The sequence below is a fragment of the Pseudalkalibacillus salsuginis genome, assembly GCF_021646685.1.
GTDB classification, from domain to species: domain Bacteria; phylum Bacillota; class Bacilli; order Bacillales; family Fictibacillaceae; genus Pseudalkalibacillus; species Pseudalkalibacillus salsuginis.
Window position 1 is genome coordinate 18,857 of the sequence record NZ_JAKJHW010000011.1, and the last position, 16,692, is coordinate 35,548.

Sequence of the window (16,692 nt, forward strand, 5' to 3'; positions counted from 1 at the left end):
AATGGTGCCTGGCACCGATACAAGGGAGTGATGTTCACGAGAATCAAATAGTTATGTATAGGTACGTCCAATTAGAAGGAAATGGAAAGGGCCGAATCGAAATAGTAAATGAAAGAATCTATTCCTTACAGGAGTTGATAATATGCGTGGACGTACGGAAACAAGGGGTATTGCCCCGGATATTGTGAAAAAGTCCGGATTTAAATTGGTGGGTATGTCTTGCTCCACGACAATGGCTGATCGGCATGAGAAAATCCCCGAGTTGGTTGAGGAATTCTATCAGCATCATATCCATCGAATTAAAAATCGGATCAATGAACCTGTATCCTACGGTATGTTTGTCGATCCCCCTAATTGGGACCCTGACACGGAGGAATTCACATGGATAGCGGGAGTAGAGGTGAGTGACTTCGACAACATTCCCGAGGAAATGATTTCGAAAGCCATCCCTGCAAGAAAATATGCTGTACTTCGATATGATCCAGCAACCGATGCTTTTGATCCGTACCAGTATCTACACGAATGGATGAAGAATGAAGGCTATGAACAAACCGATGATTTTGGATTTGAGCTTTTCCTGCCTTATAAAGGGTTAGATTCTGAATTTGTCCTTCATTTGCCTGTAAGATGAAGGGGCTGTCCCATTAGTGTCTGACTCTCACTGTTCCTAGCAACATTTTGAGAAAAAAGTGTGTTTTTGAAACAACATGTTGTGTGGTGGTGTCTGACACTATTGTTTTGGGCCAGCCCCCCGGTTCTAGTGGCCTTCGTGTCCTTCGCCGCCAGCTTGGACAATTTCCAGCTTCTCATCTATGATTCCTTGAATCCTATAAGAAACAGCATCTTGACTACCTAACAAAAAAGCATGGTTATATGGCCCGTTTGTAGGATCATCTTCGAAAGTTGGTTTGATATCCGTGAAGAAATCATAATGTACCTGATTCAATTCGCCTTCGTCCAACCATACCATTGGCGCGTGTTTTCCTAAATGGGCGAAAGGAGCCCCCGCTATAGCTAAATCAGGACTGGATGTTGAAGCGAAGGAAACGCCATGGCCAGGATCTGTCAAACCCCACCCGAATTTTGTAGCTTTATCTTTGAACTGAGCAAAAGCGATTGAATTTTCTACCGGGTTTTCCCCGCTGATTCTTGTCACCTTTCCATACTCGGACAAAACCTTTTCGGTGTCTTTGGAAATGATCGATTCAGGGCCTAACAAGTAGATGTTCGCTTTGCCGTTTCTTTCTTCTAAGGCTTGTTTTGTTGCTTCTGGAACCCCCTTATCGGATACATAAAGCAGGGGTTCAGGCATGTGCGAAATCCAATTGACTGCAGGAGTCGTATACAGTCGTCCTTTTTCTTCATGAGAGCCGATAATGACACTATCTGGGTATTCTCCATTCATTTTGGCATAGGCTTGGTCGATTTCTTTTGCAAAGCCTGCAGGATCATTTTCTTGGAACCGTTTCACCTCATATCCATCAAGTGAGTCTATGACAGCATCTTCTACATCCCCCATAACCATGATTTCTACTCCATCCATATTTCCTTTTGGGTTTAAACGTTCGATCTCATTCTTTGTTATTGCTGGTATTTGGTTGTTATCGATGAAAAGGACGGGCCCATTATTTGGATGATGGATAAGATTGGCGCTCGCCAAGGAAATGGCCCAGTCCTTAATCGGAGCTAAGATGACTGTGCCTGGTTGATTATCTTTATGGGTCGATGGCCATACGGTCTGAGAGGTCATGACTGCCATTTCATATGGATCGGTTGTATTCAGTCTTGTAACATTTTTTGTATTCTCCACCAACAGATTATCTTCAGCTTGATCATTGAATGCTGAAGGTGCTGTAACCTTTTTCCCTGAATCATCTTCTTCGCTTTTATCAGAGTCATGATTATCGTGTTGGCCGCTATGTTGATTGTTTTCTTTATCATCCATTCCCTCGTGATTGTCCGGAGCATTGCTGCAGGCTGCTATTACGAGAATGATGATGCCAATCAACAGTGGTTTCAAATAAGATGCTTTCATTTCAGACCTCCTAATCAATTACGTTTGAAAATAATTTTACTAAATGATTATGAAGAACTTGTGAAGGAATCTTGATCTGAAATGGGCAGTTGTACATATACAGTCGTACCATCCTTTAATTTACTATCGATTCCAACTTGACCGCCATGAGCCTCAACTAAGCGTTTCACAATTGCCAACCCGATCCCGCTGCCGCCAGATTGACGATTTCTTGAGGGGTCCTCCCGATAAAACCGTTCAAAAGCTCTCTCGATCGATTCGTCGTTCATGCCAGAGCCGTTATCCCTAACAGCGATAAGTATGGATCGGCCTTTTTCTTCGGTTGTGACAGTGACCTTGCCGCCAGGTGGTGTGTATTTTAAACCATTCATCAATAAATTGATAAGGACTTGTATCATTCTCTGCTGGTCCATATACACACATACATCCTTGATCCTTTCCTTAGACAAAGTGATGTCTTTCCGGATAAAAGCACTATACACTGCATCCATGCTTTGATTGATGACATTTTCGATGGGTACACGCTCTAAATGCAATTCAAATTCAGGGGCTTCCATGCTGTTCAACTGCTCTAAATCACTGACAAGATGTATCAGCCTATTTATTTCTTCCGTACATGAACCTAAACGTTCTCTCGTAGGATCCCATATCCCATCCTCAAATGCCTCCATATGGCTTTTTAAAGTGGCTAACGGTGTGCGGAGTTCGTGGGCGATATCAGCCGTCATATTCTTACGCAACCTATCTTGTTTTTCAAGTTGTTGAGCAAGATGATTGAATGAATCGGCAAGCTCGCTTATTTCATCTTTGTTTTTCATATGAATACGGGTTTCCCAATGGCCATTTGCCATCCGTTCTGCAGCATGCCTCATTTGTACCAATGGGTTAGATAGCTTTTTCGCCACAAAATAGCTTACGATGAAAACCAGGAAGAGCGAACCAATGAAAGTCCAAACGATGGAAGAGAGCATAGCTTTCTCCAAATGAAAATTGATCGTATGCAAGTGATGAGAGCCTGAAGTCTCTTTTTGAGCCATTTCAAAATGGTAATGAATTTCGAACATAATAATTAAACTGGCAATCACGAGTATGGAAGAGGTGGCGATAAAAAAACTGATCGCCAACCTGCGTTGCAATCCTTTAATCACTGGTTTCCTCCTGTGAATTTATACCCGACTCCGTAAACGGTAGTAATATAAGTTGGTTTTTTTGGGTTCTCTTCGATTTTGTAACGTAAGTTTTTGATATGCTGATCGATGGTTCTCGTATCCCCTTCGAAATCAAATCCCAAAACCTTTTCTATCAGGTCATCCCGTGTGAAAGTCCGTCCAGGGTGTTTGGCGAGGACGACGAGCAGCTTGAATTCATTCGGTGTCAATGAGAGGGCTTCACCTTTGACCCTTACAGTCTGTTTTGTCTGATCAATAGTTAGATCACCGTAGGAAATCTGATCTGCCAGAAGGTGATCATGATAGGTACGCCTGAGGATGGTTTTAACACGCATAACCAACTCTCTTGGACTGAAAGGTTTGATCATGTAATCATCGGCACCCAGTGAGAGGCCGTGGATCATGTCGTCCTCTTTTACTTTCGCTGTCAACATCAGAATCGGTATGGATTGTTCCCGTCGAATCATCTGGCAGACTTCTTCACCAGAGCGATCAGGTAACATTAAATCGAGTACGAGGAAGTCTACAGAGGTGCGTTGGATGGTCTCCAAAGCCTCATTACCAGATTGGGCTTCTATAGTCTCGTATCCTTCTTTTTGGAAATAAGAAGCGATGACGTCTCTTATTTTCTTTTCATCATCTACGATCAGGATTCGTTTCATAATGACTCTCCTTGAGTTGGTTCTTTTTCTTTAACTCTATTTTAAAGTTCGCAGACAAGCAATTTACCAGCTTGACATGTAACCAAAAGGTTTCGTATAATTAAACGTGACACCAAAAGGTTTCGTATTTAGGAGGTTATAATATGGCAGTAGAGTCGATTAAACATTCATCTTTATTCAATGCACCGATTCAAAAGGTATGGAAAGCAGTGGCATCTTCAGAGGGGATTTCTGCATGGTTTATGCCGAATGATTTCGAACCTGAAATGGGGCATGAATTTTCGTTACATACCCCTTATGGCATTTCACCATGTAGGGTAACGGAATTGGAACCGCCTAACCGACTTAGTTTTACATGGGGCGAGGATTGGCATGTTACATTTGAGCTGAAGGAGCTTGAAGGAAAAACAGAGTTCACTTTGATCCACGCCGGCTGGGATGAAAAGAAGGTTACGGAAACGGGCGAATCGTATGCTGTTATACGTGAACGGATGGATCACGGTTGGAGAGAGGCTGTCCTCCCAAGACTCAAGGAATATGTTGAGGTGTAAGGAAGATGTCGACTGCTCCAAATCATGATGTTTTCCAGGCAGTAGCGGACCCGACAAGAAGGAGATTACTGAAGCTTCTTGCGCAAAATGATCGAGCTCTACATGAATTGACCGATCATTTTGATATGAGTCGTACAGCGATCTCAAAGCATTTACAAATTCTTTCAGAAGCTAACCTTGTCAGCGGAAGGAAGTCTGGAAGGAACAAAATCTATCATTTGCATCCGGAACCATTGAAAGAAGTCAAAGATTGGCTCGCTTACTATGAAAAGTTCTGGGAAAACAAAATCAATATGCTTAAGCATTATGTGGAGAAAGACGATTCAGATCATTGAACGAATGAATAGGGGGATAAAGCCATGTTAATTAAAGGGGAGAGGATCCATCTTAGACCAATACACATAGAAGAAGTCGATGCACTTCTTGATTTGAACGTCAGGAATAAGGATTTTTTCAAGCGCTATTCTATGATACGAGAAGAGAAATATTATACGGTGGAAGGGCAGATTGAGAGACTCCGACAGTTTGAAGATAACAGGAAAAAGGATCTTGGATACCATTTCGGAATCTACCTTAATCAGGCTGAAACGTTAATCGGAACCATTGATCTGTTCCAAGTATTGCGCAGCTCTCTTCAGAGTGCCTTTATCGGCTATTTCCTCGATCAGCAGCATAATGGGAAAGGGTATATGACAGAAGCCGCAAAATTAGTGGTCAAATATGCATTCGGGGATTTGCATTTGCATCGGATTGAGGCAGGAGTCATGCCTCACAACATTGGTTCGATACGTGTTTTGGAAAAAGCAGGATTCCATAAAGAGGGCATCGCGAAGAAAAATGTAAAAATTAACGGGAAGTGGGAGGATCACCAAGTACTTGCCATCATCAACCCAAATGATTAAGGAACAAGTGCAACCCATGAAGGGCTGCACTTGTTTATCTGCTCATTTGGAGGACTGTTATTGGAAGTGGTGCAAATATGCTGCTTTTGATGAAAACATTTTTGAGAGTCGTGCAATTAATTTTAATTCTGGTGCAATCTTTTCTGAAAACCGCGCAATTAATCAAGTGGCTATACTTTGCAGGTTGTTATGCCACATTGATACGCCATTCAAATCGAAAAATGCTTCAACACGCTCCAAAATGACAGTCAAGCTCTAAGGTTTAAACTTTATTGGACTTTAGATGATTCAACTCCTACATTAGTGCTATTTGTATATGTGTGAAAATCGATAAGCAGGGGGATTAGCATAAAAAAACGTGCAACCGCTGATGGGCTGCACGTTCGTTTTTATTCTTCAATTTCAAAGTATTTTTCAATGTCATCCAATGTTAGGTTGGCAGCTTTTACTCCGCCTGCAGTATTCCAGATTGCGTCGCTTACACGGTGTGCATTTCCTTCTTTTACAACGTCAAGGTTCTTCCAAAGTGGATCGCTTGTCCATTCTTCTTCTGTTTTTGTTGCTTCATCATCACCAGTTTCATAGGTGAAATAGAAGAGGATGTCACCTTCCATATCAGGAATACGTTCCTTCGTCACTTCATCAGCGAAGTCTGGCTTATCTTGAGATTCAGGACGCTTAAAGCCGATTTGTTCTAAAATGACCCCAGAGAAGGAATCTTTATAGTAGATCCGTGAGTTGCCAGCTAAGAAACGGACCACGGATACTTCCATGTTCACCTTGTCTCCCAGTTTTTCCCTAATATCCTCAATACGCTGGTCGAATTCAGCTAATACCTTCTTACCTTCTTCTTCTTTATTCAATGCCTTAGCATATAATTCGAAGTTGATTTTCCAATCTCCGCGTAACTCACCAGAGAACACAGTTGGAGCAATATCACTTAATTGATCATAGAACTTTTCTTGACGCATCTTGTTCCCGATAATCAGATCAGGTTTCAATGCTGCGATTGCTTCAAGGTTGATATCACTTTCTGTTCCGACGACTTCAACGCCTTCCATATCATCAGCAATATGGTCATACCAAGGGTCACCTAACCATGATTGAACGGCTCCGACTGGTTTTACTCCCATTGAAAGAAGTGCTTCGGTTCCTTCATTCGTAAGGATGACAACTCTTTCAGGTTTTTCAGGGACTTCTGTTTCTCCCATTGCATGTTTAACCTTAAAAGTAGATTCGGATTTTTCCCCGTTATCTCCCTCTTTCTTATCCTCAGACCCTTCCTCGGATCCACCACTGCATGCTGCCAATGCAACAACGAATGCTAACATGATTGCAAATAAGCTAAAGCCTTTCCATTTTTGCATATGTATATCCTCCTAAACAGTTTATTGATAATGAATCTCATTCACAACTAGTAGTTTATAACTGTTCAAACCGGTTGTCAACAGGAAAATGATAATGATTATCATTGACAGTTGATAAATACAAGAATAGACTTAAATAGGAATGTTTATTAGGAAAGGTTTATACATATGAGGGAACTTTTGCGTACTAATTTGAAAAAGTGGATCGGATTTATTACGGGTATACTCCTCGTAGTCTTTTTCATCGGGTGCAGTATAGTATACGGTTATACGAGTGTGAATTGGGGGATGGTTGTCGCTTCCTTCACACAATTCGATGGGTCAAACGCACATATTATCATACAGGAGAGCCGCGTGCCGCGGGCACTCATCGGTGCTGCAGTAGGTGCCAGCCTTGCGATCGCAGGGGCTTTGATGCAAGGAATCACAAGGAATCCGTTAGCATCCCCGAGCATATTTGGTATCAATGCAGGGGCTGGGTTTTTCATTGTCCTTGCAGTGACGCTCTTCTCTATTTCTTCCATTCATCAATTTGCCTGGATTGCCTTCTTTGGCGCTATGGTTACTTCATTGATCGTCTATTTTCTTGGTTCTTTAGGAAGGGACGGCCTTACACCGGTCAAGTTGACGCTAGCGGGAGCTGCAATGGCAGCGATGTTCGCTTCATTGACCCAGGGTATGCTGGCACTTGATGAAAAAGCGTTAGAAGAGGTCCTATTTTGGCTGACAGGGTCCATTGAAGGACGGAAGCTTGGCATACTTACTGCAATGCTGCCGTACCTCATCGCCGGATGGCTAGGATCTTTGATGATTACTGGCCAGATGAACACCCTTTCCATGGGGGACGATGTCGCAGCAGGGCTAGGACAAAATACAGCCCTTGTTAAAATCAGTGCAGCAGTCGTAATCGTCTTACTTGCTGGTTCTGCAGTTGCGATTGCAGGACCGATCGGTTTCATCGGGATTGTCATTCCACATATCGCCAGGGGGCTTGTCGGCATCGATTACAGATGGATCATCCCGTACAGCGGGTTGTTAGGGGCGATCTTATTGTTACTTGCTGATATCGGTGCAAGATACATCATCATGCCGAAGGAAGTGCCTGTCGGTGTGATGACAGCACTTATCGGGACGCCATTCTTCATCTATATAGCTAGAAGGGGGTTGAATAAGCTATGAATAAATACCAACCCTTACGATTGAAATGGTTCTCCTATTTAGTAGATAAAAAGGCTGTCCTTTGCATCATGCTGTTAGCTATTCTTACTTTAGCCCTATTAATTTTCAGTGTCAGCATGGGTCAAATGAAAATCCATCCCGTTGACGTAGTAAGGACCCTACTCGGGATGGGTGAGTCGATGAATGAACTTGTCATCAAATCCTTTCGACTGCCGCGTATCCTCTTAGCCCTGGTTGCTGGGATGGCTTTAGCTGTCTCTGGTGCCATCCTGCAGGGGATCATCCGCAATCCACTGGCTTCGCCGGATATCATCGGAATCACCGGCGGCGCATCATTGGCAGCAGTCACATTTCTGACAATCTTCAGCGGCCGCGGGACTGAGGTGACTGTAAGTATCCAATGGATGCCATTTGCTGCGTTCATCGGTGCTTCAGTACTTGGTTTGTTAGTATACATTTTATCGTGGAAAAATGGTGTGAATCCGGTAAGGCTCGTTTTGATTGGGATCGGCCTTGCAGCAGCTATGCAGGCACTTACGAATATGATGATCTTATTCGGTCCACTGTACCTGGCGACACAAGCCCAAATCTGGATAACAGGCAGTGTCAATGGTGCGAACTGGAATCAGGTCAAGACGCTTACACCATGGGTGCTCCTCTTCCTGTTATTCGTCTGGATGTATGCGCGCAGGCTGAATATACAGGAGCTTGGGGAAGATCTTGCGCGAGGCTTCGGAAGTGTCGTTCAAAAGGATCGACTTGTCCTCTTACTCTTCAGTACAGCACTTGCTGGAGGAGCCGTAGCATTTGTAGGGGGTGTCGGGTTCGTAGGTTTGATGGCACCGCACATTGCTCGTAAGCTTGTAGGATCTTCTTTCGGTGCGTTGATTCCAGCTTCAGCATTAGTTGGCGCGTTACTTGTAATGGGGGCGGATCTCATCGCCAGAACAGCATTTGCACCATTAGAAGTGCCAGCCGGAGTTTTCACGGCTGCATTAGGGGCTCCATACTTCATTTATTTACTCTACCGTTCGAGAAACCTATGATATGATTCTGCAGATTCAAAATGATCCCCAGCTTGCTCCCGAGGCATGCGGGGATATGTTATGTATAAAAAATCTAAAGCTGCTATTTGTAAAAAATAAAACCTATCATGGATTTTAAGCCAATAAGGTCTCTGGTACCCGTTAATGGTTTCGAAACAAAAAAAGCTGTCCCTGACATGTATATGACATGGGGACAGCTCTTCTTTTTCGCTGTTATCAGATTTTTACGCTGATTTCAGCGTCTTTCTTCAATTCCTTCACTTTTTGAGCTACTTTTTCTTGCTGCTGTTGTTGCTGAACCTGTTGCTTAAGCTGATCTTTCACCTCTTCATACTTCGGAGCTTGATCACCTTGAGCCTGTTTCATCTGATCATAATACTTCTTCATCTCTTCCTCTGATACTTCATCTGTTGGTATTTCTTTTTCGACATAAGTCTCATACTGGATTTGATCCGCGATCTGTTCTTTCAATTGGTCTTCAGTCAGCTTGTTCGTCTTCAATGCTTCTTCAAACTTCTTTTCATCATCGAATTGACCCTTGATTTCATCGATCTGCTTGTTCACATCTTCTTCGGAAGCTTTATAGCCTTTGGATTCGGCCTCTTGAATGATTACTTCAAAGTCTACAAGGCCGGTGACAACTTGTTTTTTCAGTTGTTCTGCAACTTCTTTTGAAGTAGGGTCTTGCCCCATTTGCTGATACTGCATTTGCATCTGACCTAATGCCCGGTTGTAGTCGATTCCCTTGATTTCTTTATCATTGACTTGTGCAACGACCTTATCTTCATCAACCTGCTGTTTTTCCATCTTTTTCTGCATTTCTTCCATTTGTTCAGTTTTTTCTTTATCTTTGTTATTTTGTTGTTGTTTATCCTTATTTTTTTCGTCACCTTTACTCTCTTCATTGCCACCACATGCTGCCAGGGCCAGGACAAACACGGCAACTAAAGCTGTGTACATGATTTTTCGCAAGGAAATTTCCCCTTTCAGGCTAATTGATATTCCTCATTTTGAAAGCTGAGGTAACTTTTACACCCCTCATTTTACAATCTTCGAACAAGGGGGAGCTTTTTGGTCCCATATGGTAGATTTTACAAAAAGAAAAATCTTATACCAAATGAAAGTACATTTGGTCACCTATGTTAGTACAAGTTCCGTAAAAAGTAAAACCATATGAGGTTGTTTTTCATTAAAGGATGCCGGGAATGCCCGCCATTTACATGATGGATTGATTCTCGACATTTCTTTGAATAAGGGATACGGAGGGAGTAAATCTAGACGATATTGTAGTATTCGATTATGTTTCTAGATCGTCTTCAAAATTTCTTCAAAATTTCTTTCTGAATATGTGTTGACATTCCTATCGAAATAAAGTAATTTAGTATCAATTGATCGTGAATAAACATACATTAAAATAAATAAAAATACACAACAGGGAGTGGAACGCAATGAGCAAAGGGAAAGTAGTATTAGCGTATTCAGGTGGGTTGGATACATCTGTATCAATCAAATGGATTCAAGAAAAATACGGTTATGACGTAATTGCACTCGGATTGGATGTAGGGGAAGGGAAAGACTTAGAAACAATCAAGAACAAAGCACTGAGCGTTGGTGCAATCAAATCGATCGTAGTTGATGCGAAGGAGTTGCTTGCAAAGGAATATCTGTTGCCGGCATTGAAATCTAACTGCCTGTATGAAGGGAAGTATCCATTATCTTCGGCTTTATCCCGTCCTCTTATTTCGAAATTATTGGTGGAAGTTGCTGAACAGGAAGGTGCGATAGCAGTTGCCCACGGTTGTACAGGGAAAGGAAATGATCAGGTTCGATTTGAAGTTTCCATTCAAGCTTTGAACCCAGATTTACAGGTCATTGCGCCTGTACGAGAATGGGGAATGACAAGGGACGAAGAAATTCAATATGCAGCAGAGAAAGGGATCCCGATTCCGGTCAACCTCGACAATCCTTTTTCAATTGATGCAAATATCTGGGGACGTGCTTGTGAAGCTGGAGTATTGGAAGATCCATGGGCAGAAGCACCAGAGAATGCGTTTGATTGGACCAATCCGATCGAAATGACCCCAGATGAACCGGAATACCTTGAAATCGATTTTGAAGAGGGTGTACCAGTTGCTCTGAATGGCCAAAAAACACCTATTGTCGAGTTGATTGAAACATTGAACGAAATAGGTGGAAAACATGGATATGGAAGAATCGATCATATTGAAAATCGTCTTGTCGGAATCAAATCGCGTGAAGTATACGAAAATCCCGCAGCGTTATTATTGATCCAGGCGCATAAAGAGTTGGAATTCTTGACACTCCCTCGTGAGGTCACCCAATTCAAGCCACAGATTGAACAACAGATGGCGAAGCTTGTGTATGAGGGATTATGGTATTCACCTTTACGTTCCGCATTGGATGCCTTCATCAATGAAACGCAAAAATTTGTGAGTGGAAAAATTAAAATCAAGCTTCATAAAGGAAACGCGACAGTTGTGGGACGCAAGTCAGACCACAGTTTATATAATGAACAGCTTGCGACTTACTCTAAAGGCGATCTCTTTGATCATAATGCAGCTGTCGGCTTCATCAAATTATGGGGGCTGTCAACAAAAGTGCATGCAGAAGTGAATACCAAACCGAACCTTAAGGTGTACAGCAAGGAGAAATCCTATGTCTAAGCTTTGGGGGGGACGCTTTACGAAAGATACGAATGAGCTTGTTGAAGAATTCACAGCCTCCATTGAATTCGACCAACTGCTTGCATTAGAAGATATCCAGGGCAGTCTCGCCCATGTCCAGATGCTTTCTGAGTGCGACATCATTACACAGGAGGAAGCAGATAAGATCAAGGGCGGACTCCAAACCCTGAAGAAGAAAATCGAGAATGATGAGCTTGAATATGCAGTGGAACATGAGGATATCCATATGAATATCGAAAAGCACTTGATTGATGAGATCGGCAGCGTCGGTGGAAAGCTGCATACTGGACGAAGCCGGAATGATCAGGTTGCTACCGATATGCATTTATACTTGAAGAAGAAGACGACAGAACTGATCCAATCAGTCGAGCTGGTCCAACAATCGATATTGGAACAATCCAAAGCTAATGTGGATACGATTTTACCGGGGTATACGCATTTACAGCGTGCCCAGCCGATTTCCTTTGCTCATCATCTGATGGCTTATTTCTGGATGTTTGAAAGAGATAAGGAACGACTGATCGACAGCTTGAAAAGGGTGAACGTCCTTCCACTTGGAGCGGGAGCTTTGGCTGGTACGACATTCTCCATCAATCGGGAAAGGGTCGCTGAAATTTTAGAGTTCGATGCCATTTATCCAAACAGTATGGATGCGGTAAGCGATCGTGACTTCATATTAGAGTTCCTATCGATCGCATCAATCCTCATGACACATATTTCCCGTTTATCTGAAGAAATGGTGATCTGGTCCAGCCAGGAATTCAGGTTCATTGAATTGGATGATTCGTTCTGTACCGGTTCAAGCATCATGCCGCAAAAGAAAAATCCAGACGTTCCTGAGCTCCTGCGGGCAAAAACAGGCCGGACCTATGGAAATCTCATGGGATTGTTGACCGTCCTGAAAGGCTTACCATTAGCGTATAACAAAGATATGCAGGAAGATAAGGAAGGGATGTTCGATACAGTCAAGACATTGGACGGTTCCTTGAAACTGTTAGCACCGATGATCGAAACGATGACGGTGAACAAAGGAGCTATGCAAAAAGCTGTGAAGGAAGACTATTCCAATGCAACTGATCTGGCAGACTACCTTGTTACAAAAGGGTTGCCATTCCGAGAAGCGCACGCCATCATCGGGCAGATCGTCCTCCATGCAATCCAAGAGCAAAAATATCTCTTAGATCTCAAGCTGGACGTTTATAATCAATTCAGTCCTTTATTCGAGGAAGATATTTATGATGTTCTTGCACCAGAAAATGTTGTGGCAGCCAGAAGCAGTACTGGTGGAACGGCTCAAGCCGAAGTCCGGAAACAGATTGAGCTTGCTGAATCAAAGCTTAAAAGCGTTGAAAAGGTATAAATGGAGGGTTGGTCCATATGTGTAGGCCAACCCTTTTCCTATTCCTTCTAGAATCAAAAGAATCACAACAAAAGCACTTAAATCCCCTATTAAATCGTGTAAGGTGAAATCAAAAAGATGATCATCAACGTGTGAAACAAAGCAAAACAGCCAAATTCTTGATAGAAGTTCCAATTCGTTTTCCTTACCAGATGCGTAAAGAACCAGCTTATTAGGACAAGGACGATCGGAACGATGATTGAGTACATTTGGAACGATAGGTAAATCGGTGAGTAAGCTTCAAACACCGGGGTGAAGAATCGTTGCAGCAAGAAATATTGGAATAGGGTGAATAGACCGATTGCACCGTACCGGACCCAGCTCCGGCTATGTTCAATCGCATCTTCATTCCAGAAGGATACAAAGAATATGAAAATGGTAGCCGGTACAAGCCAAATGATGGCAACTAACAAAAGAATCAATCCGTAAGGCACTTTCGCCATGCCCGTGTAAAACCCATTAATCCAATCTGAAGCTTGGAGAGTTTCGGCTTTTTCGACTAAGGATGGATTATCGGAAACAGCCATGATTTTAGAATCCTTTCCTCTAGTATCCAGCCAGAATAGTTCACCCTCATCTACATAGACATGGTTTTTTGATACAGAGGTTGAAGTACTGATGTGGCTTGCGATCCATTTACCATCCTTAGGAATAGCTTTATAAACGTTCCAGCTTTCATTCTTCGGTTTGATCATGCCTCTTATGGATAAAAATAATTCCGGCCCTCTTTCCGTCATGATCAGGTCCAAATTTCCGATTACTCTTTGTCTACTCTTCGTAAACGTATCATAGATTTTGATCTCTTCAAATGCTGGTTGTTCATGTGGAGTGGTGAACAGGTAATAATGCCCTCTGACAATGATCGTTCCTCCGTGGGATTGGGCGGTTTGATAGATGAGATGAAGCCCATCCTCGTTTTCTGCGATATCAATGTTTTTAACATTTTCCCCACTAATGGAATCAATGTTGAATGCCTGTATTTTTTTAGCCTTACCTTTATCCGTTTTATAAACAGAAACTTCGGTTGTATACTGTTCCTTTTTACTTATGACAGCAAAAAGCCCTTTTTGTTCACTAGTAGACAGTTTAGTGATAGGATCGCTTGTTTGTAAGAGCTGACGCGAAGAGTTAGTGGCTGGGTCAATTGTGTAAACTCTGTCCTCTTTCCAATAGTAGAGATTTTCAGTCGATGCTTCAAACCCGTCTATATCTGTATCAACTGTCTGCTCTTTTTTTCCATCAAAATAGACCAGCTCTTTATCTTCAAGGTAGTAGGCTTCGTCATGATTTGCCCAGATGGAAGCATTTAAATTAAGCTGGACCGGAAGTGATTGTTTATTTGTCACTTCAAGGTTTTCATTGACTTTAAGATTTGTCAGCTTGCCATTTTCATTGAAGTGGATATCATACCCATTCCCAACTTTTTTTGCAGTCAACACTTTTCCTATAGCTCCATCCGTAACTTCAGTATTACGGCTTAAGCCATCAGGTGCCAGATCCCTTACCTTTATCGCGTGGTGAAACGTCAGCAGCCCGATCAAAACTATGAGAAGAAAGACCGGTAAATAAATGGCACGTTTTCTTTTTATATGCTGAAACACCACAATCCCCCCTTTAGATGTTCCAAAATATGTATAAGCTTGTTCATCGTATCATACGGGTTATAAGAGTAATAGTTTCATTTTTACCGAAATTTCACCTGAACTGAAGGGGATCCGATGATGGAGGAAGAAAGTTAGAGAATGGAAGGAAGAGGGGGAGATTAGTTGTATGGGCAGTCTAGTCATGTTAAGCAATATTGATAAGCACCTTGAGTCGAGAATTAGAGAATAGGATCCGTCATCTTGTTTTAGAAAAGGGGCCCGTGCTTGGGTATATCCCATCCCAATACGATCCAACGAAATTTTACTTTCATCGAGCGAAACAGCATCTGGATCGGTTCGGTTTTCAAGAGTACCGCTACTTTGACATTGATGGGGATTACAAACCTGGACAATTAGAAACATTGTCGCAGTGTGATGCGATCTATTTATCTGGTGGAAATACATATTATTTTTTGAAGAATCTCCGAAAGAGGGAACTGCTTTCCTTCTTGAAGGACTTTGTGGAGAAAGGCGGTTTGCTGATCGGTGTAAGTGCTGGCGCAATGGTGATGTCTCCGACCATTGCCGTTGCCCGATTTTTAGATGCAAACGAGGTGGGGTTATCCGACTTAAACGCATTGGAACTTGCGCCGTTACATTTTCTGCCGCATTTTAGCGAAAGGGTCTCTGATGTAATAGCTGTAAAGAGCTTCGCAGACCAATCCTTCATTCCCCTTTATGTATGTGATGATCAGGCGGGGATCATCATCGAAAACGATAAAATGAGTTGTTATGGAAATGTTAAAAGGGCTGGCCAAATCTGAGGCAAGTCTTTTCTTTGTTTCGATTAAAGTGTCTAGCTCCAACCCCCACCCACTTGGATCACTTCAGACCTCCTGTAACGTTCGACACATTGATTTAGGTCGAAGCTTTTACCCACGCAGAACCGAACTTTGTTTGGTTCGAGCCTCCTCGTCGGACTTCCAGTGACCTTCGTGGCTGATCAGGGCGTTTGCGCTTTTCTTGATACTCGAGATTATCTGTTTAATATGTTGATTTAAAATAAATTCTGATAATTTATAATAAAGTTTATTAAAATTTTTTTGTTCCGCAAACGGGCCATATTCTGGAATAACGTAACTGTAAGATACCTGTAATTCTACATTAGACATTAGCGGAGAAAAAATCCTTTTTCGTAAACCCTTAGAGGCCATTAACACCTTTAATTCCTGGTGTTAATGGCCTCTAATCTTTATTATCGGAGATTAAAAATTCATTGGTCTCACAAATTTTTACTTAGTTACATAAAAGGGTTTTCATCCTTCAACAGATGCTTGTTTATGTGATTGTAGACAGGGTTTGAACAATTTCTTTTTCAATAACAGAATCATCAACTGTATCGAGATATTCCGATTTAAACAGCTGATACTTTTTCAATTGGTAAAAGTCCATAAGTGCTTGTTTTAATGTAAGATCATACTTTATGGAAAATGAAGGTACCATAATACGACGAAGGACAGCATCATCCTGAACCATAAACAACACAGCATTTATCTGGTTAAATATCTCCTGATCCATACCGGCCTTAAAGAAAGCTTCTAGGTTTTTGTTACGATTTTGTTGGGCCAGTTCAAGGTTCTCAAACAAATACGGATAGGATTCTTTGAGATCGTTTAAAAATAAATCAGATACATAGATGACACATTTCAACGATTGTTCAAACGTTTTCTGGAAACGTTCGATAAATGAGATATTTTCATCTTGAACAATAGTATCGGCTTCAGAAAGGTAGTCAATATAATGCGCTACCACTACCTGTATAATCTCGTCTTTCGTAGAAAAATTCTTATAAAGTGTTGCCTTACTAATATCCATATACCTTGCAATATCATCTATTTTTAGTTGACTAAACTTGGTTTTTCTTATAATCGGTTTTATCTTTTCGATGTATTTTTCAATACTTGCTGCCTTTTTCACAAAAAGGACCCTCCTTTCTCTACATACACCATTATACCGAATTAGAATACAAAATAAACAATATCGACAAATTAAACACACTATACAAAAAAGGTCAATTTGGTTTACTTTGTTTAT

Annotated in this window: 16 protein-coding genes; 9 read left to right on the top strand and 7 right to left on the bottom strand. The window is 41.9% G+C overall.

Features of this window, described 5'->3' with window-relative positions:
* Positions 1 to 142: 142 nt before the first annotated feature.
* On the top strand, positions 143 to 631 hold the full coding sequence (locus L1611_RS18720; RefSeq protein ID WP_236315237.1) for a GyrI-like domain-containing protein: 489 nt from the start codon (positions 143 to 145) through the stop codon (positions 629 to 631).
* A 126-nt stretch (positions 632 to 757) separates the two neighbouring features.
* Here the strand turns inward: L1611_RS18720 and L1611_RS18725 are convergent, their stop codons facing one another.
* The 3 genes from L1611_RS18725 to L1611_RS18735 all read right to left on the bottom strand — a co-directional run bounded on the left by L1611_RS18725 (position 758) and on the right by L1611_RS18735 (position 3,866).
* Positions 758 to 1,945 (bottom strand): cell wall-binding repeat-containing protein, encoded by a 1,188-nt coding sequence (locus L1611_RS18725; RefSeq protein WP_407681753.1) that lies wholly within the window; start codon positions 1,943 to 1,945, stop codon positions 758 to 760.
* A gap of 137 nt (positions 1,946 to 2,082) precedes the next feature.
* Positions 2,083 to 3,183, bottom strand: a complete 1,101-nt coding sequence (locus tag L1611_RS18730) for a sensor histidine kinase (RefSeq protein ID WP_236315239.1) — start codon at positions 3,181 to 3,183, stop codon at positions 2,083 to 2,085.
* Positions 3,180 to 3,866, bottom strand: coding sequence for a response regulator transcription factor (locus tag L1611_RS18735; RefSeq protein WP_265738518.1), 687 nt, complete (start codon positions 3,864 to 3,866; stop codon positions 3,180 to 3,182). Before L1611_RS18735 ends, L1611_RS18730 begins: the two co-directional genes overlap by 4 nt.
* 143 nt (positions 3,867 to 4,009) lie before the next feature.
* On the opposite strand from L1611_RS18735, the gene L1611_RS18740 reads away from it, so the two are divergent.
* From L1611_RS18740 to L1611_RS18750, 3 genes are read left to right on the top strand one after another with little or no spacing between them, the layout of a single operon-like run.
* Entirely contained in the window at positions 4,010 to 4,417 is a 408-nt protein-coding gene (locus L1611_RS18740) for an SRPBCC family protein (protein WP_236315240.1), read from the top strand.
* Positions 4,418 to 4,422: 5 nt separating this feature from the next.
* Positions 4,423 to 4,752 (top strand): ArsR/SmtB family transcription factor, encoded by a 330-nt coding sequence (locus L1611_RS18745; RefSeq protein ID WP_236315241.1) that lies wholly within the window; start codon positions 4,423 to 4,425, stop codon positions 4,750 to 4,752.
* Positions 4,753 to 4,776: 24 nt separating this feature from the next.
* Entirely contained in the window at positions 4,777 to 5,319 is a 543-nt protein-coding gene (locus tag L1611_RS18750; RefSeq protein WP_236315242.1) for a GNAT family N-acetyltransferase, read from the top strand.
* Positions 5,320 to 5,708: 389 nt separating this feature from the next.
* On the opposite strand, the gene L1611_RS18755 is transcribed toward L1611_RS18750, so the two are convergent.
* On the bottom strand, positions 5,709 to 6,686 hold the full coding sequence (locus L1611_RS18755) for an ABC transporter substrate-binding protein (protein ID WP_236315243.1): 978 nt from the start codon (positions 6,684 to 6,686) through the stop codon (positions 5,709 to 5,711).
* 168 nt (positions 6,687 to 6,854) lie between these two features.
* Between L1611_RS18755 and L1611_RS18760 the strand changes: the two genes are divergently transcribed.
* Together L1611_RS18760 and L1611_RS18765 are read left to right on the top strand one after the other, a co-directional pair.
* Complete coding sequence (locus L1611_RS18760) at positions 6,855 to 7,865, top strand: FecCD family ABC transporter permease (protein WP_236315244.1); 1,011 nt, start codon at positions 6,855 to 6,857, stop codon at positions 7,863 to 7,865.
* Complete coding sequence (locus L1611_RS18765; protein ID WP_236315245.1) at positions 7,862 to 8,911, top strand: FecCD family ABC transporter permease; 1,050 nt, start codon at positions 7,862 to 7,864, stop codon at positions 8,909 to 8,911. Before L1611_RS18760 ends, L1611_RS18765 begins: the two co-directional genes overlap by 4 nt.
* A 216-nt stretch (positions 8,912 to 9,127) precedes the next feature.
* Here the strand turns inward: L1611_RS18765 and L1611_RS18770 are convergent, their stop codons facing one another.
* Positions 9,128 to 9,883 carry a SurA N-terminal domain-containing protein gene (locus L1611_RS18770; RefSeq protein WP_236315246.1) on the bottom strand — a complete coding sequence of 252 codons (756 nt, stop codon included), beginning with the start codon at positions 9,881 to 9,883 and terminating at the stop codon, positions 9,128 to 9,130.
* A gap of 476 nt (positions 9,884 to 10,359) precedes the next feature.
* On the opposite strand from L1611_RS18770, the gene L1611_RS18775 reads away from it, so the two are divergent.
* The gene (locus tag L1611_RS18775; RefSeq protein ID WP_236315247.1) at positions 10,360 to 11,595 is read left to right on the top strand and encodes an argininosuccinate synthase; all 1,236 of its coding nucleotides are present in this window, start codon (positions 10,360 to 10,362) and stop codon (positions 11,593 to 11,595) included.
* On the top strand, positions 11,588 to 12,976 hold the full coding sequence (argH, locus tag L1611_RS18780; protein WP_236315248.1) for an argininosuccinate lyase: 1,389 nt from the start codon (positions 11,588 to 11,590) through the stop codon (positions 12,974 to 12,976). The genes L1611_RS18775 and argH overlap by 8 nt, the downstream gene beginning before the upstream one ends.
* Before the next feature lie 89 nt (positions 12,977 to 13,065).
* On the opposite strand, the gene L1611_RS18785 is transcribed toward argH, so the two are convergent.
* Positions 13,066 to 14,616 carry a hypothetical protein gene (locus L1611_RS18785; protein ID WP_236315249.1) on the bottom strand — a complete coding sequence of 517 codons (1,551 nt, stop codon included), beginning with the start codon at positions 14,614 to 14,616 and terminating at the stop codon, positions 13,066 to 13,068.
* Between the two features lie 209 nt (positions 14,617 to 14,825).
* Between L1611_RS18785 and L1611_RS18790 the strand changes: the two genes are divergently transcribed.
* On the top strand, positions 14,826 to 15,422 hold the full coding sequence (locus L1611_RS18790; protein ID WP_236315250.1) for a Type 1 glutamine amidotransferase-like domain-containing protein: 597 nt from the start codon (positions 14,826 to 14,828) through the stop codon (positions 15,420 to 15,422).
* A gap of 514 nt (positions 15,423 to 15,936) precedes the next feature.
* On the opposite strand, the gene L1611_RS18795 is transcribed toward L1611_RS18790, so the two are convergent.
* On the bottom strand, positions 15,937 to 16,575 hold the full coding sequence (locus tag L1611_RS18795; RefSeq protein ID WP_236315251.1) for a TetR/AcrR family transcriptional regulator: 639 nt from the start codon (positions 16,573 to 16,575) through the stop codon (positions 15,937 to 15,939).
* Positions 16,576 to 16,692 lie beyond the last annotated feature (117 nt).

What these genes read in the sequence shown, in the direction of transcription:
- L1611_RS18765 (WP_236315245.1), top strand. Translation starts at nt 7,862, where the DNA reads ATGAATAAATACCAACCCTTACGATTGAAATGGTTCTCCTATTTAGTA.
- L1611_RS18735 (WP_265738518.1), bottom strand. Translation starts at nt 3,866, where the DNA reads ATGAAACGAATCCTGATCGTAGATGATGAAAAGAAAATAAGAGACGTC.
- L1611_RS18720 (WP_236315237.1), top strand. Translation starts at nt 143, where the DNA reads ATGCGTGGACGTACGGAAACAAGGGGTATTGCCCCGGATATTGTGAAA.
- L1611_RS18740 (WP_236315240.1), top strand. Translation starts at nt 4,010, where the DNA reads ATGGCAGTAGAGTCGATTAAACATTCATCTTTATTCAATGCACCGATT.
- L1611_RS18760 (WP_236315244.1), top strand. Translation starts at nt 6,855, where the DNA reads ATGAGGGAACTTTTGCGTACTAATTTGAAAAAGTGGATCGGATTTATT.
- L1611_RS18750 (WP_236315242.1), top strand. Translation starts at nt 4,777, where the DNA reads ATGTTAATTAAAGGGGAGAGGATCCATCTTAGACCAATACACATAGAA.
- L1611_RS18745 (WP_236315241.1), top strand. Translation starts at nt 4,423, where the DNA reads ATGTCGACTGCTCCAAATCATGATGTTTTCCAGGCAGTAGCGGACCCG.
- L1611_RS18775 (WP_236315247.1), top strand. Translation starts at nt 10,360, where the DNA reads ATGAGCAAAGGGAAAGTAGTATTAGCGTATTCAGGTGGGTTGGATACA.
- argH (WP_236315248.1), top strand. Translation starts at nt 11,588, where the DNA reads ATGTCTAAGCTTTGGGGGGGACGCTTTACGAAAGATACGAATGAGCTT.
- L1611_RS18755 (WP_236315243.1), bottom strand. Translation starts at nt 6,686, where the DNA reads ATGCAAAAATGGAAAGGCTTTAGCTTATTTGCAATCATGTTAGCATTC.
- L1611_RS18725 (WP_407681753.1), bottom strand. Translation starts at nt 1,945, where the DNA reads ATGGATGATAAAGAAAACAATCAACATAGCGGCCAACACGATAATCAT.